Here is a 16,853-nt window from a genome sequence, read left to right as displayed (position 1 = left end):
TTTCCAACCTTACCAGATCCGAATTTCCATCCGCTTCGGGTGGATGTTCATTCTGGTGGCCGTTGGAAGGCCTTTCTCCCTTGGTGCCTCTGCGGCTTCCTCGGTGGGTCCGACTTTATCAGATGATCGCGGCCTGAATGACAGCCGGCATATTCCAACTGAGTCGAGTCGAGCGTCTCGGGAATTCGAGAAGTCTTGGAGACTTTCGTAAGTATGCTCGATCACCCTACAGGCGTTCGACCTCAGGGCAACTTCGCTAGCCTACTTCCCCAGCCCTGACCCGTCAAGGGGTCGTCCTGGGGCGGAGTGGAGCTTAGCAGGTAGCGAGGTGTCGATGCACATCAGACGCGCGTCAGGCCGCAACGGGAGCGGTGGCGCTGCGCTCCCCCTGCAACAGGTCGCCTGTATCACCGGCGCGTGCGGCTCGGCCGCCGAGGACGTACACGTACGCCAGGAAGGAGATCTCCACTGCCGCGCCGATGCCGATGCGGGACCAGGTGGGCAGTCCTGAGGGGGTCACGAAGCCCTCGATGGCGCCGGAGACGAAGAGCACGAGCGCGAGGCCTATGGCCATGCCGATGGCCGCCCGGCCTTCCTCGGCCAGGGCGGTGCGGCGGGGGCGTGGGCCCGGGTCGATACAGGTCCAGCCGAGCCGGAGCCCCGTCCCTGCCGCGACGAAGACGGCCGTCAGCTCCAGGAGGCCGTGCGGGAGGACGAGGCCCAGGAACGTGTCGAGTCGGCCGGCGGAGGACATCAGTCCGATGCCGACGCCCAGGTTCAGCATGTTCTGGAAGAGGATCCAGATGACCGGCAGGCAGAGGAAGGCGCCCAGGACCAGGCAGAGCGCCGCGGCTTCGGCATTGTTCGTCCACACCTGGGTCGCGAAGGCGGCGGCTGGGTGGCTTGAGTAGTACGTCTCGTACTGGCCTCCCGGACGGGTGAGGCTTCGGAGCTCCGAGGGTGCCGCGATCGACGCCTGGACCTCTGGATGGGTCCCGATCCACCACCCGAGGAGGACGGATACCGCTGTCGATACCAGGGCGGTCGGAATCCACCAGTGCCGGCTCCGGTAGACCGCCGCGGGAAAGCCCTGGGTGACGAAGCGCGATGCGTCGCTCCAGGAGGCGCGGCGGGTGCCGGTGACCGCGCTCCGCGCGCGGGCCAGCAGGTGCGTCAGACGGGCGACGAGCTGGGGATCGGGGGCGCTGGAGCGGATCAGGGAGAGGTGGGTGGCCGTGCGTTGGTAGAGCGTGACGAGCTCGTCCGCTTCGGAGCCGGTCAAGTGCCGCTGGCGGCGCAGCAGGGCGTCAAGGCGGTCCCATTGCGCCTGGTGGGCGGTCACGAAGACGTCGAGGTCCATGTGTATGGCCGCTCCTGCTTCTCATAGCTCCTGTAGGGGACCTTCTTGGCCCGGTTCCTGGTCGTACAGGCCGTTGTCGTACAGGCCGTTCTTATGGTCCTCCAGTCCTCACGTGCTTTTGTAGTTCTCTCGTTCCCGTAGCTGGTACCTCGTACCGGGCAGAGGTTGTTACCTGGTACGAGGTACCTGGTGTCTGGTATCGACATCGCCTCTGTGGTCGCCCCTGGCGGTCGCCCAAGGAAGCGGATGCAGGGCTTGGTTTGCGTCAGCTTGGCAGAGTGGCCGGTCGGGGGGCGGTCTCCGTGGTCTGTAGAGGCATACGGGGCGGGAGAGAGGACGGTGGGCGTGAGCGAGCTTGTGACGGGTGAGGCGGTGGCTCTGGAGCTGCGGCCGGCACGGCTGCCGAGTCGTGCGCTGGCCCTGCTGGTCGATCTGCTCGTCACGGCGACCGTGTACGTCACCGTGACCGTTCTCGTGGTGGCGTCCACCTCGTCGCTCGACGCCGCTACGGCGGCGGCCATCGCCGTCGCTTCGTTCGTGTTGGTGCTGGTGGGCGGGCCCATCGCGGTGGAGACGCTGTCGCACGGACGGTCGCTCGGGAAGCTCGCATGCGGGCTGCGGGTGGTGCGGGACGACGGGGGGCCGATCCGGTTCCGGCATGCACTGGCGCGTGGTGCGGTCGGCGTCGTGGAGATTCTGCTGACGGTGGGGACGCTCGCATGTGTCGCGTCCCTGGTGTCCGCGCGTGGCCGGCGGGTCGGCGATGTGCTGGCGGGCACGTTGGTGGTCCGGGAGAGGGTCCCGGCCGGCAAGCCGGGCCTTGTGCCGCCGCCACCACCCTGGCTGGCGGGACGGCTCGCGGGGCTGGATCTGTCTGGGGTCCCCGAGGGGTTGTGGCTGGCGGTCCGGCAGTGCCTGATGCGGATGCAGCAGCTCGACCCGCAGGTGGGCCAGACGATGGCGGCCCGGCTGGCGGCCGATGTCGCGGCGCATACCGGCGCCCCGGCGCCTGTCGACGTGCCGCCGGCTGCGTATCTGGCGGCAGTGGTGCACGAGCGGCAGGCACGGGACGCGGGGCGGGCGCTCAGCGCGGCGAGCGGGATACCGGGGTGGCCCGTGGCAGGCGCTCCCAGCGCTCCCGCCGTGCGGCCTGGGGCGCAGCCGGATGCCTCATGGCCGTCCTCGTCCCTGGGACGGCCCGTCGACCGCGGCGTCGACCACGACACCGACCGCGGCCTTGGGGCGAGCCAGGGCGGGGAACGAACGGACCCGGGTGCGGGAGGTTCACGCGGGGCCACCGGGTTCGTGCCTCCTGCGTGAGACGGCGCTGCACCGATCCGGCTACCCGTCAACTGCCCGTCAGGGGAACTGCGACGGGGGTGAGTCGAGGTCTTCGAGTTCGATACCGGGGCCCGCGAGGACGACGTCGCCGGCGAGGTGGACCGTGTGCTGCTCGCCCGTGTCCAGGGCGCTGACCTGGTATTCGTCCACGATCAGGGGGGCGTTGTCAGTGGCGTGTGCTTCTCTTTTCACCAGGGCCCAGGACTGGTCGACGGTACGGGGTGCGAGGACGGGGGAGGTGAAGGCGACCAGGCGGACACGGGTGGCGGGGGAACCGGGGGCGAGGCGCAGCAGCCGCGCGGTCGAGACCAGGAAGGCGGGGGACGTGCCGGTGAAGGCGTGGGCGGGGGTATTGCCTTCGGTGGCCTCGGCGCCGGCCGGGTCGCTGCGGACCCAGGTGACGCCCTCAAGGGCGGCGCCGCGCACCTGCCAGCCCGCCGCGTGAAGTTCCAGCCGGATGGGGCGGCCGAGTTCGTCGATGGTCAGGTCGACTGAGCCGGCGTGGTCGTCGGAGGGAGAGGTCAGCTGAGAGACGTAGCGCCAGCCGGAGGCGCCAGGGGCGCAGTGGAAGTGTTCTTCACCCAGGGGGGTGTGATCGTGCGGATCATGGAGCGAATAGCGGCCGCGGGGCATGGGATGTCCTGAGTCGTGCGGTTACGGCCCTCGGTTCACAGGGGCTCCGGCCAGCGGTGGATGCCGCGGGTGGGCTGCCGACTGTCGTGCCGGGCGCGGCGGCCGGCTCGACTACCGCGCCGGTGCCGCGAAACCGGGCAGGCCCCCGACACGGGGGTGCGGGGGCCTGCTCGGTCGTCACTGTCGGGTACGGGTCCGCTCGGCGGCCGGCCGGCGGCTCAAGTGCCGGCCGGTCGGGAGCGGACCAGCGGACCATGGGTCAGCGGGGGCCCGTCAGTAGCGGTAGTGGTCGGGCTTGTACGGGCCTTCGACCGCGACACCGATGTAGGAGGCCTGCTCGGGGCGGAGCGTGGTGAGCTTCACGCCGAGGGCGTCCAGGTGGAGTCGGGCGACCTTCTCGTCCAGGTGCTTGGGGAGGACGTACACGTCGATCGGGTACTCGTCGGGCTTGGTGTAGAGCTCGATCTGGGCCAGCGTCTGGTTCGTGAACGAGTTCGACATCACGAAGGACGGGTGACCGGTGGCGTTGCCCAGGTTGAGCAGGCGGCCCTCCGACAGCACGATGAGCGTCTTGCCGTCCGGGAAGGTCCAGGTGTGCACCTGGGGCTTGACCTCGTCCTTGACGATGCCAGGGATCTTCGCGAGGCCGGCCATGTCGATCTCGTTGTCGAAGTGGCCGATGTTGCCGACGATGGCCTGGTGCTTCATCTTGGCCATGTCCGCGGCCATGATGATGTCCTTGTTGCCGGTGGTGGTGACGAAGATGTCGGCTTCGCCGATGACCTCGTCGAGCGTGGTGACCTGGTAGCCGTCCATCGCCGCCTGGAGGGCGCAGATCGGGTCGATCTCGGTGATGATCACCCGGGCGCCCTGGCCGCGCAGCGACTCGGCGCAGCCCTTGCCCACGTCGCCGTAGCCGCAGACGACCGCGACCTTGCCGCCGATCAGCACGTCCGTGGCGCGGTTGATGCCGTCGACGAGCGAGTGGCGGCAGCCGTACTTGTTGTCGAACTTCGACTTGGTGACGGCGTCGTTGACGTTGATCGCCGGGAACAGGAGGGTGCCGTCGCGGTGCATCTCGTACAGGCGGTGCACGCCGGTGGTGGTTTCCTCGGTGACGCCGCGGACCTCCGAGGCGAGCCGGGTCCACTTCTGCGGGTCCTCGCCGAGGGTGCGGGCGAGCAGGCCGAGGATGACGGCGTGCTCCTCGCTCTCCGCGGTGTCGACGGCGGGGACCTTGCCGGCCTTCTCGTACTCGACGCCCTTGTGGACGAGGAGGGTGGCGTCGCCACCGTCGTCGAGGATCATGTTCGGGCCGCCGGTGGGGGTGCCGGGCCAGGTCAGCGCCTGCTCGGTGCACCACCAGTACTCCTCCAGCGTCTCGCCCTTCCAGGCGAAGACCGGGATGCCCTTCGGGTCGTCCGCCGTCCCGTTCGGGCCGACGGCGATCGCGGCGGCGGCGTGGTCCTGGGTGGAGAAGATGTTGCAGGAGGCCCAGCGGACCTGGGCGCCGAGGGCGACCAGGGTCTCGATGAGGACGGCGGTCTGGACGGTCATGTGGAGGGAGCCGGTGACCCGGGCGCCGCGCAGCGGCTGCTGCTCGGCGTACTCCTTGCGGATCGCCATCAGACCGGGCATCTCGTGCTCGGCGAGGGTGATCTCCTTGCGGCCGAATTCGGCGAGCGAGAGGTCGGCGACCTTGAAGTCCTGGTCCTGTCGGGTCTCGACAGTCGACATGCGAGCTGCTCCTCGTGATTGGGTCGAGGTGATGGGCTGGTCTGCGCGCCGACGGGGGCAAGCGGACATACGAATGCCCGGGGTGCGCGCAGCGCAGTCCGTCGGAGGCCCTCTCTCCCTCGGTCGGCCCGGTTCGGGCCGCTCGACCGCCATCAGCAGCGACGTCTGGCTATGGTCACGAATTTACACCGATCGTCCCACGGTCCCCAGGCCGGGCAGGAAAAATCCGGGCACCTGCCAACTGGGGAATCCGGGCGTCCAGCCTCGCAATGCGGGCGTGCGACGGTGTGCGGTGGCGGCAGATCTCCTGGTGAGGGGCGGGCTGGGGGCCCTCAGGCAGTGGTGTAGATGTCCGGTTCCAGGTAGATGATCCGGGCGATGGGGACCGCGGCGCGGATGCGGGCCTCCGCGGCATTGATCGCGGCGGCGACCTCGGCGGCGGTGTCGTCGTGCTCGACGGCGATCTTCGCTGCGACCAGCAGTTCGTCGGGGCCGAGGTGGAGGGTCCGCATGTGGATGATGCGGGTGACCGTGTCGCCGTCCACCAGAGCCTGCTCGATCTTCCTGACCTCGCCCGGCCCCGCGGCCTCACCCAGCAGGAGCGACTTGGTCTCCACGGCGAGCACCAGCGCGATGCAGACCAGCAGTGCGCCGATGCAGAGGGTGCCGATGCCGTCCCAGACGGCGTCCCCGGTCACCACCGTCAGGACGACGCCGAACAGGGCCAGCGCCAGGCCGACCAGCGCGCCGAAGTCCTCCAGCAGGACGACGGGCAGTTCGGGGGCCTTGGCGCGGCGGATGTACTCGGTCCAGCTGAGGCCGCCGCGTACCTCGGTGGCCTCCTTTATCGCGGTGCGGAAGGAGAAGCCCTCGGCGAGGATGGCGAACACCAGGACGCCGATCGGCCAGTACCAGTTGTCCAGCTCGTGCGGATGCGTCACCTTCTCGTAGCCCTCGTAGAGCGCGAAGACGCCACCGATGGTGAAGAGGACGATCGACACCAGGAAGGCGTAGATGAAGCGTTCGCGGCCGTAGCCGAACGGGTGCTGGGGGGTGGCGGCGCGCTTGGAGCGCTTGCCGCCGAAGAGGAGCAGGACCTGGTTGCCGGAGTCGGCGATGGAGTGCACGCCCTCGGCCAGCATCGACGATGAGCCGCTGAAGACGAACGCCACGAACTTCGACACGGCGATGGCCAGATTGGCGCCGAGCGCCGCCACGATCGCCTTGTTGTCGCCTGAAGCGCTCATCTCTCCCCCGGAGTCCTCGCCGCGTTTCGGCGCCGCCCCGGCGGCACCCTCACCTTTTGACGCATCACCCTCGACGCGTCGCCAACGGCACATCGTCGGCGGCACTCGCCCGCGTCACGTCGCCGACGACACATGCATCGTCGGCCCTCACGGTGGGCACGTGGCACACCGCCGTGTGTGTCGTTGCGCAGGCATGCCGCCGTCGCCGTATCCGGGCTTTGCCCGTCCTTTGCCGTGGGGCCATTGTTACAGCATGCGGCGGCTGTGACGTCACGTGGTGGTGGTCATGCAGGGAATCAGGCAACCACAGTGGCGCGGAAGACCGACCCTTCTCCAGCGATTTCCACCGGTTCGTCCGCAGGTACGAACACGGACTCGCCCGGCGCGAGTGCCGCCTCGCCCACCTGAACGGCGCCCGCGGTGCAGAGCAGGATCTGCGGGAGGGGAGCGGTCAGGTCGCGCCGGGCCGAGTCCTTGGACAGGACGTACCGCGACAGCCGGAACTCGTCGATCGGCGTCTCGTAGGCCTCCTCGCCGCCGGCGGTGGCCTCCGGACGCAGGATGTGCGGCTCGCCGGCCTCGAAGCGCACGATCCGGAGCAGCTCGGGCACGTCGACGTGCTTGGGAGTGAGGCCACAGCGCAGCACGTTGTCGGAGTTGGCCATGATCTCCACGCCGAGGCCTTCGAGGTAGGCGTGCGGGATGCCCGCGCCGAGGTACAGGGCCTCCCCCGGCTGCAAACGGACGTGGTTGAGCAGCATCGCGGCGATGACGCCCGGGTCGCCGGGGTAGTGGTGCGCGATGGAGGCGTACGCCGCATACGTCGCGCGCGAAGTGTCCGCCCCGGCGCTGGTGGCCGCCCCCGTTCCGGTGTCCGCGCCCTCGCTGAGCCGGCGGCAGGCGGCCGCGGACGCGGTGACCGTCACGGCCATCTCCTCCGGGTCCGCGGTGAGCAGTGCGGTGAGGACCTCGCGCAGGGCCGCCTCTTCGGGCTGGGCCCGCAGCAGGTCCACGTACGGCTTGAGGGAGTCGACCTCCAGACCGGACAGCAGGTCTGCGGTGGCGGCGGGACGGCGGAACCCGCACAGGCCGTCGAAGGGCGTGAGCGCGCAGATCAGTTCGGGCTTGTGGTTGGCGTCCTTGTAGTTGCGGTGCGGGGCGTCGACCGGGATGCCGCGGCGCTCCTCGTCCGCGTAGCCCTGCTCGGCCTGGGTGCGGTTCGGGTGCACCTGGAGGGAGAGGGGGGCGGCTGCGGCCAGCACCTTCAGCAGGAACGGCAGCCGGGGGCCGAACTTCGCGGTGGAACGTGGGCCGAGTTCGCGCTCCGGTGCCGCGGCGATCACCTGGTCCAGGGGGCCGCGCGGGGTGTGTGAGGGCGCGCCGGGGTGCGCGCCCATCCACATCTCGGCTTGCGGTTCGCCGGTCGGCTCGACGCCGAGGAGGTCTGGGATGGCGGTGACCGAGCCCCAGGTGTAGGGCCGGATGGTGGTGACTAGACGGTCCATGGGGCTCTCGGGCTCTTTCGGATTGTGCGGGGTTCCGGGACGTGCGGGACGCCGGCGACGTGGGTGACCGGTCGGGCGGGATGTGCGTGACCGGTGCGACCGGCCGGGTTACGCGTGGCGTGCGGTGCGTACGAGGGCGGCGGGATTGCGGGGGCCTGACCTGAGGGATGCGACTGCGGCGGGTGGGCGCCGAGCGGGGCTGGCGCTCAGCACACTGCCGGGGTGACGGCGGTGGACCGGTCGGCCGGTCAGAGGGTCAGCCGGTCAGCCGGTCAGGGTGTTTCTTCCGTGGCGAGGGCCAGGTAGACGGCGGCGAAGTCCGTGATGGCGATGAGTTCGGACAGGGTCTCCAGCTCGCAGCCGTCCTCCGGTTCGAGTTCGCTGATGGGGGTGTCATGGCTGAGGGCGAGTTCGCGGGCGGCAGGCGCCGCGCTGAGGTTGTCGGTGGGCCGGTCCCTCAGCAGGACGACGCGCGCGTGCAGGGCCTGGGCCTCCGTCACACGGTCCCGGAAGAAGTCATCGGGGTCGGCGCCCGCGGCCAGCGCACCGGTGAGCAGCACGCCGTGCGCGGGCATCGCCTCGGGCAGTTCGGCGGCGAGTGCGGGCCGGCCGGCGAGCTCGGCCAGCGCGGCGGCGAAACGGCGGCCCGCCGGGCCTGCGGAGACGCCCTCCGTCCAGATCAGCGGCAGCGCCTCGGCAAGCTCGGCGGCGACCGTCTTGGCCGGATTGCTATAGGTGGCGATGGCCGGGCCGCAGCGCTCGGCGGTGCGGTCGAGCCGATCGGCGACCTTCTGGATGGACGAGGCCGGGGCGGACAGCAGGCCGGCGCGGTCGAGCAGCATGAGCAACGGGGTGAGCAGCGCCCACAGGGCGCCGGGTGCCGACGCCGCGGCCGGCTCGTCCTGCTCGTACGGGGCGGTGGCCATCGGCACCGCGAGTCCGTGTGCGCCGTCGACCGCCTCGGTCAGCGGCGTCTGGGGCGGGCAGACCGCGACGACGGTGCTGCCGCGCCGGTACGCCTGGTCGACGAGGAGCGTCAGGCCCGGCTCGGTGCCGTCCGGGGTGGTGATCAGCAGCAGGTCGACCGGGCCGGCCCAGCCGGGCAGCACCCACCGCAGGGCGCCCGGCGCCGGAGCGACGCCGGTGGGCGCCAGTCGGGTCACGGGGCAGCCCCCGCCGGCCAGCGAACCGAGCAGGTCGGCCACGCAACTCGACGCGGCGCCGGGGCCCGCGATCAGCAGGGAGCGGGGCCGGCCGTCCGGCTTCAGCTCGGCCACTCCGGACTCGGCGGCGTGCCGCAGCGCGGTGCGGACACGGGCGCCGGCTTCTGCCGCGCCGCGCAGCAGGCCTCGGCGGTCGGCCCTGGCCAGGGCCTCCGGGTCGTCGAGCAGCGTTTCGTCGAGCATGACGAGCCTTCCGGGTTACGCGGGGCGGCGGGCCTCGTCGACCAGGAGTACGGGGATGCCGTCCCGGATGGGGTAGATCAGGCCGCAGTCCTTACCGGTGCAGAGGAGTTCACTCTCCTGCACGGTGTTCTCCTGCCCAGCACTCTGGTCCGCAGTGCTCCGATCCGCCGCGTTCTGCTCGGGAGCCGGGCTCTGCTCCTTGAGGGGGGCGTGGCACGCCGGGCAGGCGAGGATCTCCAGGAGGCCGGATTCGATGGGCATGCGGGTCCTTTTCCGGGTTGTGACGGAGTTTTCCGGTCGCGATTTTTCCGGTTGTGGTGGTGCTTTCCGGGTTGCCACGGGCTCTGCCCGGCGACCGAGGGACGGCTCGGGTGGTCCGAGCGGGTGCCCTGGCCGGGTCCCGGCCGGATGGCGGTGCGTTTTCCTGGTCAGGGTAGCGCGGGGCGGTTGCCCCGTCGGGCGCGCCCGACGGGGGGCGTGGTCCTGGTGGCCGGGGGTGTCGGGACCACGAGAACGGTGGGCGGCGGAGGCGCCGGCGGCAGGCTCCGCGCTCCCTTCCCGCCTCTGCCGGCCGGTCGGCCGCACCGCCCCGGAACCCGCCTCTTGGAGCTCTTGGAGCTCTTGGAGTTCTTGGAGGCGGTGGGGACGTGCGGCCTTCGTCTGGAGGCGCCGGGGCGAACGCCTTCGGCGCGCGGGACACGCGGCACCGGGCACCCCGGCACCGACCCAGGCACCCGGGTGCGCCGCACCATCGGGTGCCGGCAGCCAGCAGGCACTGAACGGCAGCTCACCCCCGGATGATCGCCAGTACCTCGTCCCTGATCTTCGCGACCGTCACCTCGTCGCCGGCCTCCGCGTTCAGGCGGAGCAGCGGCTCGGTGTTGGAGGCGCGCACGTTGAACCACCAGTCTTCGGCGGTGACCGTCAGGCCGTCGAGTTCGTCGAGGGTGATGTCGTCCCGGTTCTCGAAGGCGGACTTGATGGCCGCGAGGCGGCCGGGCTGGTCGTCGACGGTCGAGTTGATCTCACCGGAGGCGGCGTACCGGTCGTACTGTGCGACCAGGGCGGAGAGCGGACCGTCCTGGCCGCCGAGCGCGGCGAGGACGTGCAGGGCGGCGAGCATGCCGGTGTCCGCGTTCCAGAAGTCGCGGAAGTAGTAGTGCGCCGAGTGCTCGCCGCCGAAGATGGCGCCGGTCTTCGCCATCTCGGCCTTGATGAAGGAGTGCCCCACCCGGGTGCGCACCGGCGTGCCACCGCACTCGCGGACCACTTCGGGCACCGACCAGGACGTGATCAGATTGTGGATGATCATGCCGCTGCCGCCGTTCCTGGCCAGCTCACGGGAGGCGACGAGGGCGGTGACGGCGGAGGGCGAGACCGGGTCGCCGTGCTCGTCGACGACGAAGCAGCGGTCGGCGTCCCCGTCGAAGGCGATGCCGATGTCGGCGCCCTCGGCGCGCACCCGGTCCTGGAGATCCACGATGTTGGCCGGGTCGAGCGGGTTGGCCTCGTGGTTCGGGAAGGTGCCGTCCAGTTCGAAGTACATCGGGACGACCTCGATGGGCAGCCCGGACAGGACGGTCGGGACGGTGTGGCCGCCCATGCCGTTGCCCGCGTCGACGACCGCTTTCAGGGGTCGGATGGCGGTGAGGTCGACCAGCGAGCGCAGGTGGTCGGCGTAGTCCTGAAGGGTTTCGCGTTGCGTGATGGTGCCGCGGGTGGCGGCGGGGGCAGGGCCCGTTCCGGCGGACTGCCACTCCTCGACCAGGGCGCGGATCTCCGCGAGCCCGGTCTCCTGGCCGACCGGGGCGGCGCCGGCCCGGCACATCTTGATGCCGTTGTACCGGGCGGGGTTGTGCGAGGCGGTGAACATGGCGCCCGGCAGGTCCAGCGCGCCGGAGGCGTAGTAGAGCTGGTCCGTGGAGCACAGTCCTATTTCGGTGACGTCGGCGCCCTGGGCGGCCGCGCCGCGCGCGAAGGCCCGCGACAGGCCGGGCGACGAGGGCCGCATGTCGTGACCGGTGACGATCGCCCGAGCCCCGGTCACCTGTTGGAAAGCGGCCCCGAACAGCTCCGCGAGTGGCTCGTCCCACTGGTCGGGGACCACCCCGCGCACGTCGTACGCCTTCACGATCTGTGACAGATCAGTGGACACAGCCAGCCCTCCTGAAGCTCCTCTGCGGTCGACTCAAACTACCCGCAGGGTGTTACAGCCGCCTGCACGGCACCAAAGGTGGCGCGGACTGTACGGCGACGGGTGCGCTGTCGGGGCGCGACCGTGAGGACGGTAATGAGTGCCGAATTCCACTTTCATCCCTATAGGCACTGCATGGGTACTTACAGATAGCGCAACAAGAATGTACCTATATGAGATGTATACCCCGTTCCCGTGCCACAAGCCCGTGGACTGCGGACTGGGGACTGGGGACTGGGGACTGGGACTGGGACTGGGACTGGGGATTGCGTGCGGCGGGCTTGTGGGCTGCGGGCGGCAGGCTTGAGTGCGGCGGGCTGCGGGCTGCGGGCTGCGGGCTGCGGGCTGCGGGCTGCGGCACGGGATGGTCTCCGGCCGGGAGGGTGCGGGCCCACCAGGACCGGAGGCCGGGGATGGTCGAGCGCGAGGAGGGACGTGGGGCGTGTTACGGGAGCATCCAGCTCAGGACGGCGGTGCTCTGCAACACCACGATCAGGCACATGACCAGCAGCAGGGCCAGGCTCCAGGGCAGCACCTTGCGCAGCAGGTCGCCCTCGCGGCCCCGCAGGCCCACGGCGGCACAGGCGATGGTGAGGTTCTGCGGCGAGATCATCTTGCCCAGCACACCGCCTGAGCTGTTGGCGGCGGCGAGCAGGTCCGGCGGCAGGCCGGACTGCTGTGCGGCGCTGACCTGAAGCGCTCCGAAGAGGGCGTTGGCAGAGGTGTCGGAGCCGGAGACCGCGACGCCGAACCAGCCGAGCACCGGCGAGAGGAATGCGAGACCCGCACCCGCAGCGGCCACATAATGGCCGATCGTCGCCGCCTGCCCGGACAGGTTCATCACGTAGGCCAGGGCGAGGACCGAGGTCACGGTGAGGATGGCGTACCGCAGTTCGTACACGGTCGCACCCCACTCGCGCAGCGCCTCCCCGGCCCGCAGGCCCAGGACGACCGTGGTGAGCAGGCCGGCCACCAGGACCAGCGTGCCGCCGGTGGACACCAGGGGCAGCGACAGGACGTTGGCGCTCACCGGCTTGCCGTCGGGCCCGGCGACGTTCAACAGGGGCCAGTCGATCGCCTGGGTCGCCTTGTCGAAGAGGTCCTTCACCGGCGGGATCTGGGCCACCGAGAAGATCACCACGATCAGCGCGTACGGGGCGTAGGCGCGCAGCACCTCGGGCCGCGGGTCCCGCTGGTCCAGGTCCTCGCTGCGGACGCCGGTGAGGACGGCGGCGCGCACCGGCTCGGCGACGGGGCGGCGCGACTGCGGCAGCGCCACCAGGGCGGCCGCACCCGCCAGGGAGGCGCCGATGTCGGCGAGTTGCGGGGAGACGTAGTTGGAGGCGGCGAACTGCACGACGGCGAAGGCGACGCCGCACACCAGCGCGGGCAGCCAGGCCTCGCGCAGCCCGCGCCGGCCGTCGACCAGGAAGACCAGCACGAGCGGCACCACGAGCGCCAGCAGCGGCGTCTGGCGGCCGACGACGGAGGCGACGGAGTCCAGCGGCAGGCCGCCGACCTGGGCCAGGGTGACGACGGGGGTGGCCATCGCACCGAAGGCGACCGGCGCGGTGTTGGCGACGAGGGAGACGACGGCGGCGCGTACCGGGTCGAAGCCGATCGCGACCAGCATCACCGAGCAGATCGCGACGGGCGCCCCGAAGCCGGCGAGCGCCTCCAGCAGTGCGCCGAAGCAGAACGCGATGACGAGGCCCTGGATGCGCGGATCGTCGGAGAGCCGCCCGAAGGACCGGCGCAGGATGTCGAAGTGCCGGGTGCGCTGGGTCATCCGGTACACCCACAGGGCGTTGACGACGATCCACATGATGGGCAGCAGTCCGAAGACGGCGCCCTCCACGGCGCTGGAGACCGTCTGGTCCACCGGCATGTCGAACGCGAGGCAGGCCACCAGGACGGCGGTCAGCAGGCCCAGGAGCCCCGCCCAGTGCGCCTTCATGCGCACGCCGCCCAGCAGCACCAGGACCACGACGAGGGGTAGGCAGGCGACGAGTGCCGACAGGCCTAGGGAGTCGGCTATGGGTTCCAACTGCTGCACGAACACGGCTCGACCTCATCTCCCCGGAATCGTCCGGGATCTCGCGGTTTCCGGGATGCGGAAGGCGATCTCTCACGGGTGGGGGAATGGTCGTGTGCCGGTGGCCGGTCGTCAATGGGTTGTACAGGATTAAACGAATACGCGGCCGTTGCGATTGAACGGGTGGTGCGCTGGGGATGAGAGACGGTTTCCGAAGCGTGGCGAACGGGCCCTTCGGGCCGGGTCCGGCCGGGCCGGCAAGCGAGCGGGGACCTTCAAGCGAGCGGGGACCTTCAAACAAGCGGGCCCTTCAGGCGAGCGCACCCTTCAAGCGAGCGGGTCTTCGGACGGCAACCGGGCCGCGCGCGGGTGACTCGACGCGAGTGCAGCGCGCCCGTGAGGCGTGAAGTGGGTCGCGCCTGCGGTCAGTTGTCCGGAGAGCGGAGGACGCGGAGGTGGCCGCGACGGGCGACCTCCATGGGGTCGGCCGTGCGGGCGCCGCCGCCCGCCTCCGCCGCGCGCTCTTGCGGCCTGGCGGCCTCGCGGACCGCATTGGCAAGCGCTTCGAGGTCGTCGCCGGTGGGCCGGGCCGGCCCTGAGGCGTCGGCCAGCCGTACGACCTCCCAGCCGCGCGGCGCGGTCAGCCGCTCGGAGTGCTCGGCGCACAGGTCGTAGCAGTGCGGCTCCGCGTAGGTGGCGAGGGGGCCGAGGACGGCGGTGGAGTCCGCGTAGACGTACGTCAGCGTCGCAACGGCAGGCCGGCCGCAGGCGGTGCGCGAACAGCGACGTACAGGGCTCACGACGTTGGACGGTACCGCACTCTTGACCGGGCCGCGACGACTCTCTTTGAGGTCACTCCACCGTGTCGTGGCGGGATCAGGTCATCACGCAAATCGGACGACTCGGCACCGACCTGTACGTACGGTCTGCCGTACGGGGGATTCCGGCACGATATTCAGTCACGTTTCATCAACCGCCGGGGTCAGGATGACCACCCGGAGAAATCCGGTGTGTGCCGAAGATTGGCCGGAAGAGTCGGGAAACGACCTGACGCGTACCCCATCGCCACGGCGCTCCGCCGCTGCTTCCCGGGTTTCCCGAGGGGCGCCGCACCCGTGCGTGCCGTGGCGTGTGCTCTTCCTCCTGGGCGGCTGGGCGGGGACTACGCTTCACCGGTGATGGACAACCCAGTACCGCCCCCCAGCGCCGGCTCCGGGCCACGTCGCCGCGATCGCCACGGACGGGGCATGCGCGGGCCCGTCGCACCCCCTCAGGTGCCGCTCTCGGCGAGTCGGGCCGAAGTCTTCGCCGACCTGGTGCAGGACTCAGTGGAGCGGCTCGAGCGACGCTGGCCGCAACTCGCCGAGATCGACTTCCTGGTCCTCGAGGTGCCTCAGCCGGAGGGGGCCCAGGATGACCTCACGGGCTTCAGTGACGACGCCGTCCCGCTGGGCGGCACGATCTCCGCGGGCGACGGCCGACCCGCGCGGGTGGTCATCTACCGGCGGCCCGTGGAGATCCGCACCAAGAGCCGTGACGAGCGCGCCGTCCTCGTCCACGAGGTGGTCGTCGAACAGGTCGCCGAGCTGCTGGGTCTCACACCGGAGACGGTGGACCCGGGGTACGGCGAGGACTGACTCCGCAACGAGGCCGGCGCGGACCGGCTCCCCACCCTGGCAGGCGTGGGCCCGCCCACGGAGCCGTTGGCCGCCCTGATGAGCCCCAGCGCTTCACTGCTCCAGTGCTCCACTGCCCCAGCGCTTCACTGCTCCATGCTTCACTGCCCCAGTACCGACAGGTCCTGATTCGCGCGCGGTACCCGGACGGTACTGCGGTCGTCCGGAACGGTCTGGATCGTGAACATCGGGATGCCGTTCTCCGGTCGCTCCAGCATGCGTGCGGCGTAGACGGAGCCGCCGGAGAGCCGCTCCACCGTCACCGCGTACGTGCCCTTCAGCTTGCCCGGCACGGGGGGTCGGACCGAGAGGGTCGTGCCGCCCTTGACCGTGTACGTCTTCGACACGGGGGAGCCGCCGTCTTCGCCCGCTGAGGAGGTCAACCGGACCCGGACCGACTTGCCCGGTGCGACCAGCGAAAACGTGCTGTCCTTGGAGCGGTTGTCGGCAGCCGTCGCACGCTGGCCGACCGCTGGGGTGGCCGGGATGAACGCCGATTCCTGGGCGCCCTCCTTGCCTCGCACGACGCGCAGCGCGGCCACCACGGGCACCGAACCGCCGGACTCCTGCGAGGGCGTCAGGATCAGCGAACCGGCCTCGCCCCGGGTGACGGCGCCCAGGTCGACGGCGGCCGTCATACCCGACTTGACGTGCAGCGTTTCATGGCCGGCCGGGGTGATGGAGCCGGTCGGGGTGGCCAGTTTCACGTTCAGGTCGGCGTCCTCCTGGCCCGGAGCGAAGGCGACCAGTCGTACGGCTTTGGCGTCCTTGGGTATGCCGGGCAGGACGAGGCTGCCGGCGGGCGCGGCGGCCGCGGACATCCAGTCGCTGCCCTGCTCCTCGTCCGAGCCCTGGAACTGGGCGGCGACCCGGCCGGTGCGGGCGGTCACGTGCACGGTGAGGTTCGTCTCCGGCCGGTCGGTGAGCGTCGACAGCAGCACGGGGAGGCTCTGGTGCGGGCGCACCTGGATGCCCTCCGCCACGTCCGACTTGATCGCGCCGTTCTTTCCGTACAGGTCGAGGTCGACCACGGCAGCCGAGTCGTCCGGGTTGGTGAGGTGGATGTAGTCGCTGCGGCTGTCCGCGGTGCTGGCGCCCGGGAACCAGAAGTCGGTGTCCGGTGCCGAGCAGTTCACGCCGAGCAGGCCGCGCCCCTCGCCCGCGGCGATCTGGGTGGTCTGCTGCACGGTCCAGCCGGGAGCGAGACTGCCGTCCGCTGAGCCGATCAGCGCGGGCGAGTCGGAACCGGATGCATCCGCGCCGGTCGGCTTGCCCGGCTTCTTCACCGACAGGACCAGCTTGCCGTCCGTGCCGTCCTCCTTCTGCTTGCCCTTGTCGGCCTTGTCCTTCCCCTTGCCGGTGTCCTTGTCCTTGTCTTTGTCCTTGTCGGCGGTGTCGTCATCGCCGCCCTTCTGGCCGGCGTCGTCCGACGAGCCGGTGTCCGAGGCGGTCTGGGCCGCATGCAGCTCGGCCGACCCGGGCGCCGCCGCGCCGGTGCCCTGCGTGCTGGGGGTGAAGGAGGTGTACGTGGTGTCCGCGAGGTCCGAGACGGTGCTGGGGACGGGGCAGAGCAGGCTGCTGCGCTCGACGGGGCGCCGCTCGGCGCTCCCCCCGGTGTCGGCCGAGCCGTCCGGCGCGGTCAGGGTCGCGACTCCGGTGACGGCGAGGAGCGCGGTGACGGCGGCGATCAGGGTCATCGTGGTGCGGTTCACTGCGGGC

Annotated in this window: 13 protein-coding genes; 2 read left to right on the top strand and 11 right to left on the bottom strand. The window is 70.8% G+C overall.

Annotation, left to right across the window (positions count from 1 at the left end; translation table 11 throughout):
* Positions 1 to 352: 352 nt before the first annotated feature.
* Positions 353 to 1,360, bottom strand: coding sequence for a stage II sporulation protein M (locus NQO67_RS14750; RefSeq protein ID WP_255950372.1), 1,008 nt, complete (start codon positions 1,358 to 1,360; stop codon positions 353 to 355).
* A 345-nt stretch (positions 1,361 to 1,705) separates the two neighbouring features.
* Here NQO67_RS14750 and NQO67_RS14745 point away from each other — a divergent pair, with 345 nt between their 5' ends.
* Positions 1,706 to 2,680 carry an RDD family protein gene (locus NQO67_RS14745; RefSeq protein ID WP_255950371.1) on the top strand — a complete coding sequence of 325 codons (975 nt, stop codon included), beginning with the start codon at positions 1,706 to 1,708 and terminating at the stop codon, positions 2,678 to 2,680.
* A gap of 39 nt (positions 2,681 to 2,719) precedes the next feature.
* On the opposite strand, the gene NQO67_RS14740 is transcribed toward NQO67_RS14745, so the two are convergent.
* The 9 genes from NQO67_RS14740 to NQO67_RS14700 form a co-directional block, all read right to left on the bottom strand.
* On the bottom strand, positions 2,720 to 3,334 hold the full coding sequence (locus NQO67_RS14740) for a hypothetical protein (protein ID WP_255950370.1): 615 nt from the start codon (positions 3,332 to 3,334) through the stop codon (positions 2,720 to 2,722).
* Between the two features lie 273 nt (positions 3,335 to 3,607).
* Positions 3,608 to 5,071 (bottom strand): adenosylhomocysteinase, encoded by a 1,464-nt coding sequence (gene ahcY / locus NQO67_RS14735; RefSeq protein ID WP_255950369.1) that lies wholly within the window; start codon positions 5,069 to 5,071, stop codon positions 3,608 to 3,610.
* 332 nt (positions 5,072 to 5,403) lie between these two features.
* A complete protein-coding gene (locus NQO67_RS14730) occupies positions 5,404 to 6,318 on the bottom strand; it encodes a cation diffusion facilitator family transporter (protein WP_255950368.1) in 915 nt (304 codons plus the stop codon).
* Positions 6,319 to 6,614: 296 nt separating this feature from the next.
* Positions 6,615 to 7,823: a mannose-6-phosphate isomerase, class I gene (manA, locus tag NQO67_RS14725; RefSeq protein WP_255950367.1), complete on the bottom strand. Its 1,209-nt coding sequence runs from the start codon at positions 7,821 to 7,823 to the stop codon at positions 6,615 to 6,617.
* A gap of 272 nt (positions 7,824 to 8,095) precedes the next feature.
* Entirely contained in the window at positions 8,096 to 9,229 is a 1,134-nt protein-coding gene (locus NQO67_RS14720; RefSeq protein ID WP_255950366.1) for an SIS domain-containing protein, read from the bottom strand.
* 15 nt (positions 9,230 to 9,244) lie between these two features.
* The gene (locus NQO67_RS14715; protein WP_255950365.1) at positions 9,245 to 9,490 is read right to left on the bottom strand and encodes a Trm112 family protein; all 246 of its coding nucleotides are present in this window, start codon (positions 9,488 to 9,490) and stop codon (positions 9,245 to 9,247) included.
* Between the two features lie 526 nt (positions 9,491 to 10,016).
* Positions 10,017 to 11,384, bottom strand: a complete 1,368-nt coding sequence (locus NQO67_RS14710; RefSeq protein ID WP_255950364.1) for a phosphomannomutase/phosphoglucomutase — start codon at positions 11,382 to 11,384, stop codon at positions 10,017 to 10,019.
* A 484-nt stretch (positions 11,385 to 11,868) separates the two neighbouring features.
* Positions 11,869 to 13,485: an L-lactate permease gene (locus NQO67_RS14705; RefSeq protein WP_255950363.1), complete on the bottom strand. Its 1,617-nt coding sequence runs from the start codon at positions 13,483 to 13,485 to the stop codon at positions 11,869 to 11,871.
* A gap of 398 nt (positions 13,486 to 13,883) precedes the next feature.
* Complete coding sequence (locus tag NQO67_RS14700; RefSeq protein ID WP_255950362.1) at positions 13,884 to 14,258, bottom strand: DUF3499 domain-containing protein; 375 nt, start codon at positions 14,256 to 14,258, stop codon at positions 13,884 to 13,886.
* Positions 14,259 to 14,636: 378 nt separating this feature from the next.
* Between NQO67_RS14700 and NQO67_RS14695 the strand changes: the two genes are divergently transcribed.
* Positions 14,637 to 15,095, top strand: coding sequence for a metallopeptidase family protein (locus NQO67_RS14695; protein ID WP_255950414.1), 459 nt, complete (start codon positions 14,637 to 14,639; stop codon positions 15,093 to 15,095).
* A 140-nt stretch (positions 15,096 to 15,235) separates the two neighbouring features.
* On the opposite strand, the gene NQO67_RS14690 is transcribed toward NQO67_RS14695, so the two are convergent.
* On the bottom strand, positions 15,236 to 16,846 hold the full coding sequence (locus NQO67_RS14690; protein ID WP_255950413.1) for a DUF5719 family protein: 1,611 nt from the start codon (positions 16,844 to 16,846) through the stop codon (positions 15,236 to 15,238).
* Positions 16,847 to 16,853 lie beyond the last annotated feature (7 nt).

This window comes from Streptomyces odontomachi, from assembly GCF_024435355.1.
GTDB lineage: Bacteria > Actinomycetota > Actinomycetes > Streptomycetales > Streptomycetaceae > Streptomyces > Streptomyces odontomachi.
The sequence above is the reverse complement of the archived record's forward strand: the minus strand, read 5'-3'. Positions and strand labels throughout refer to the sequence as shown.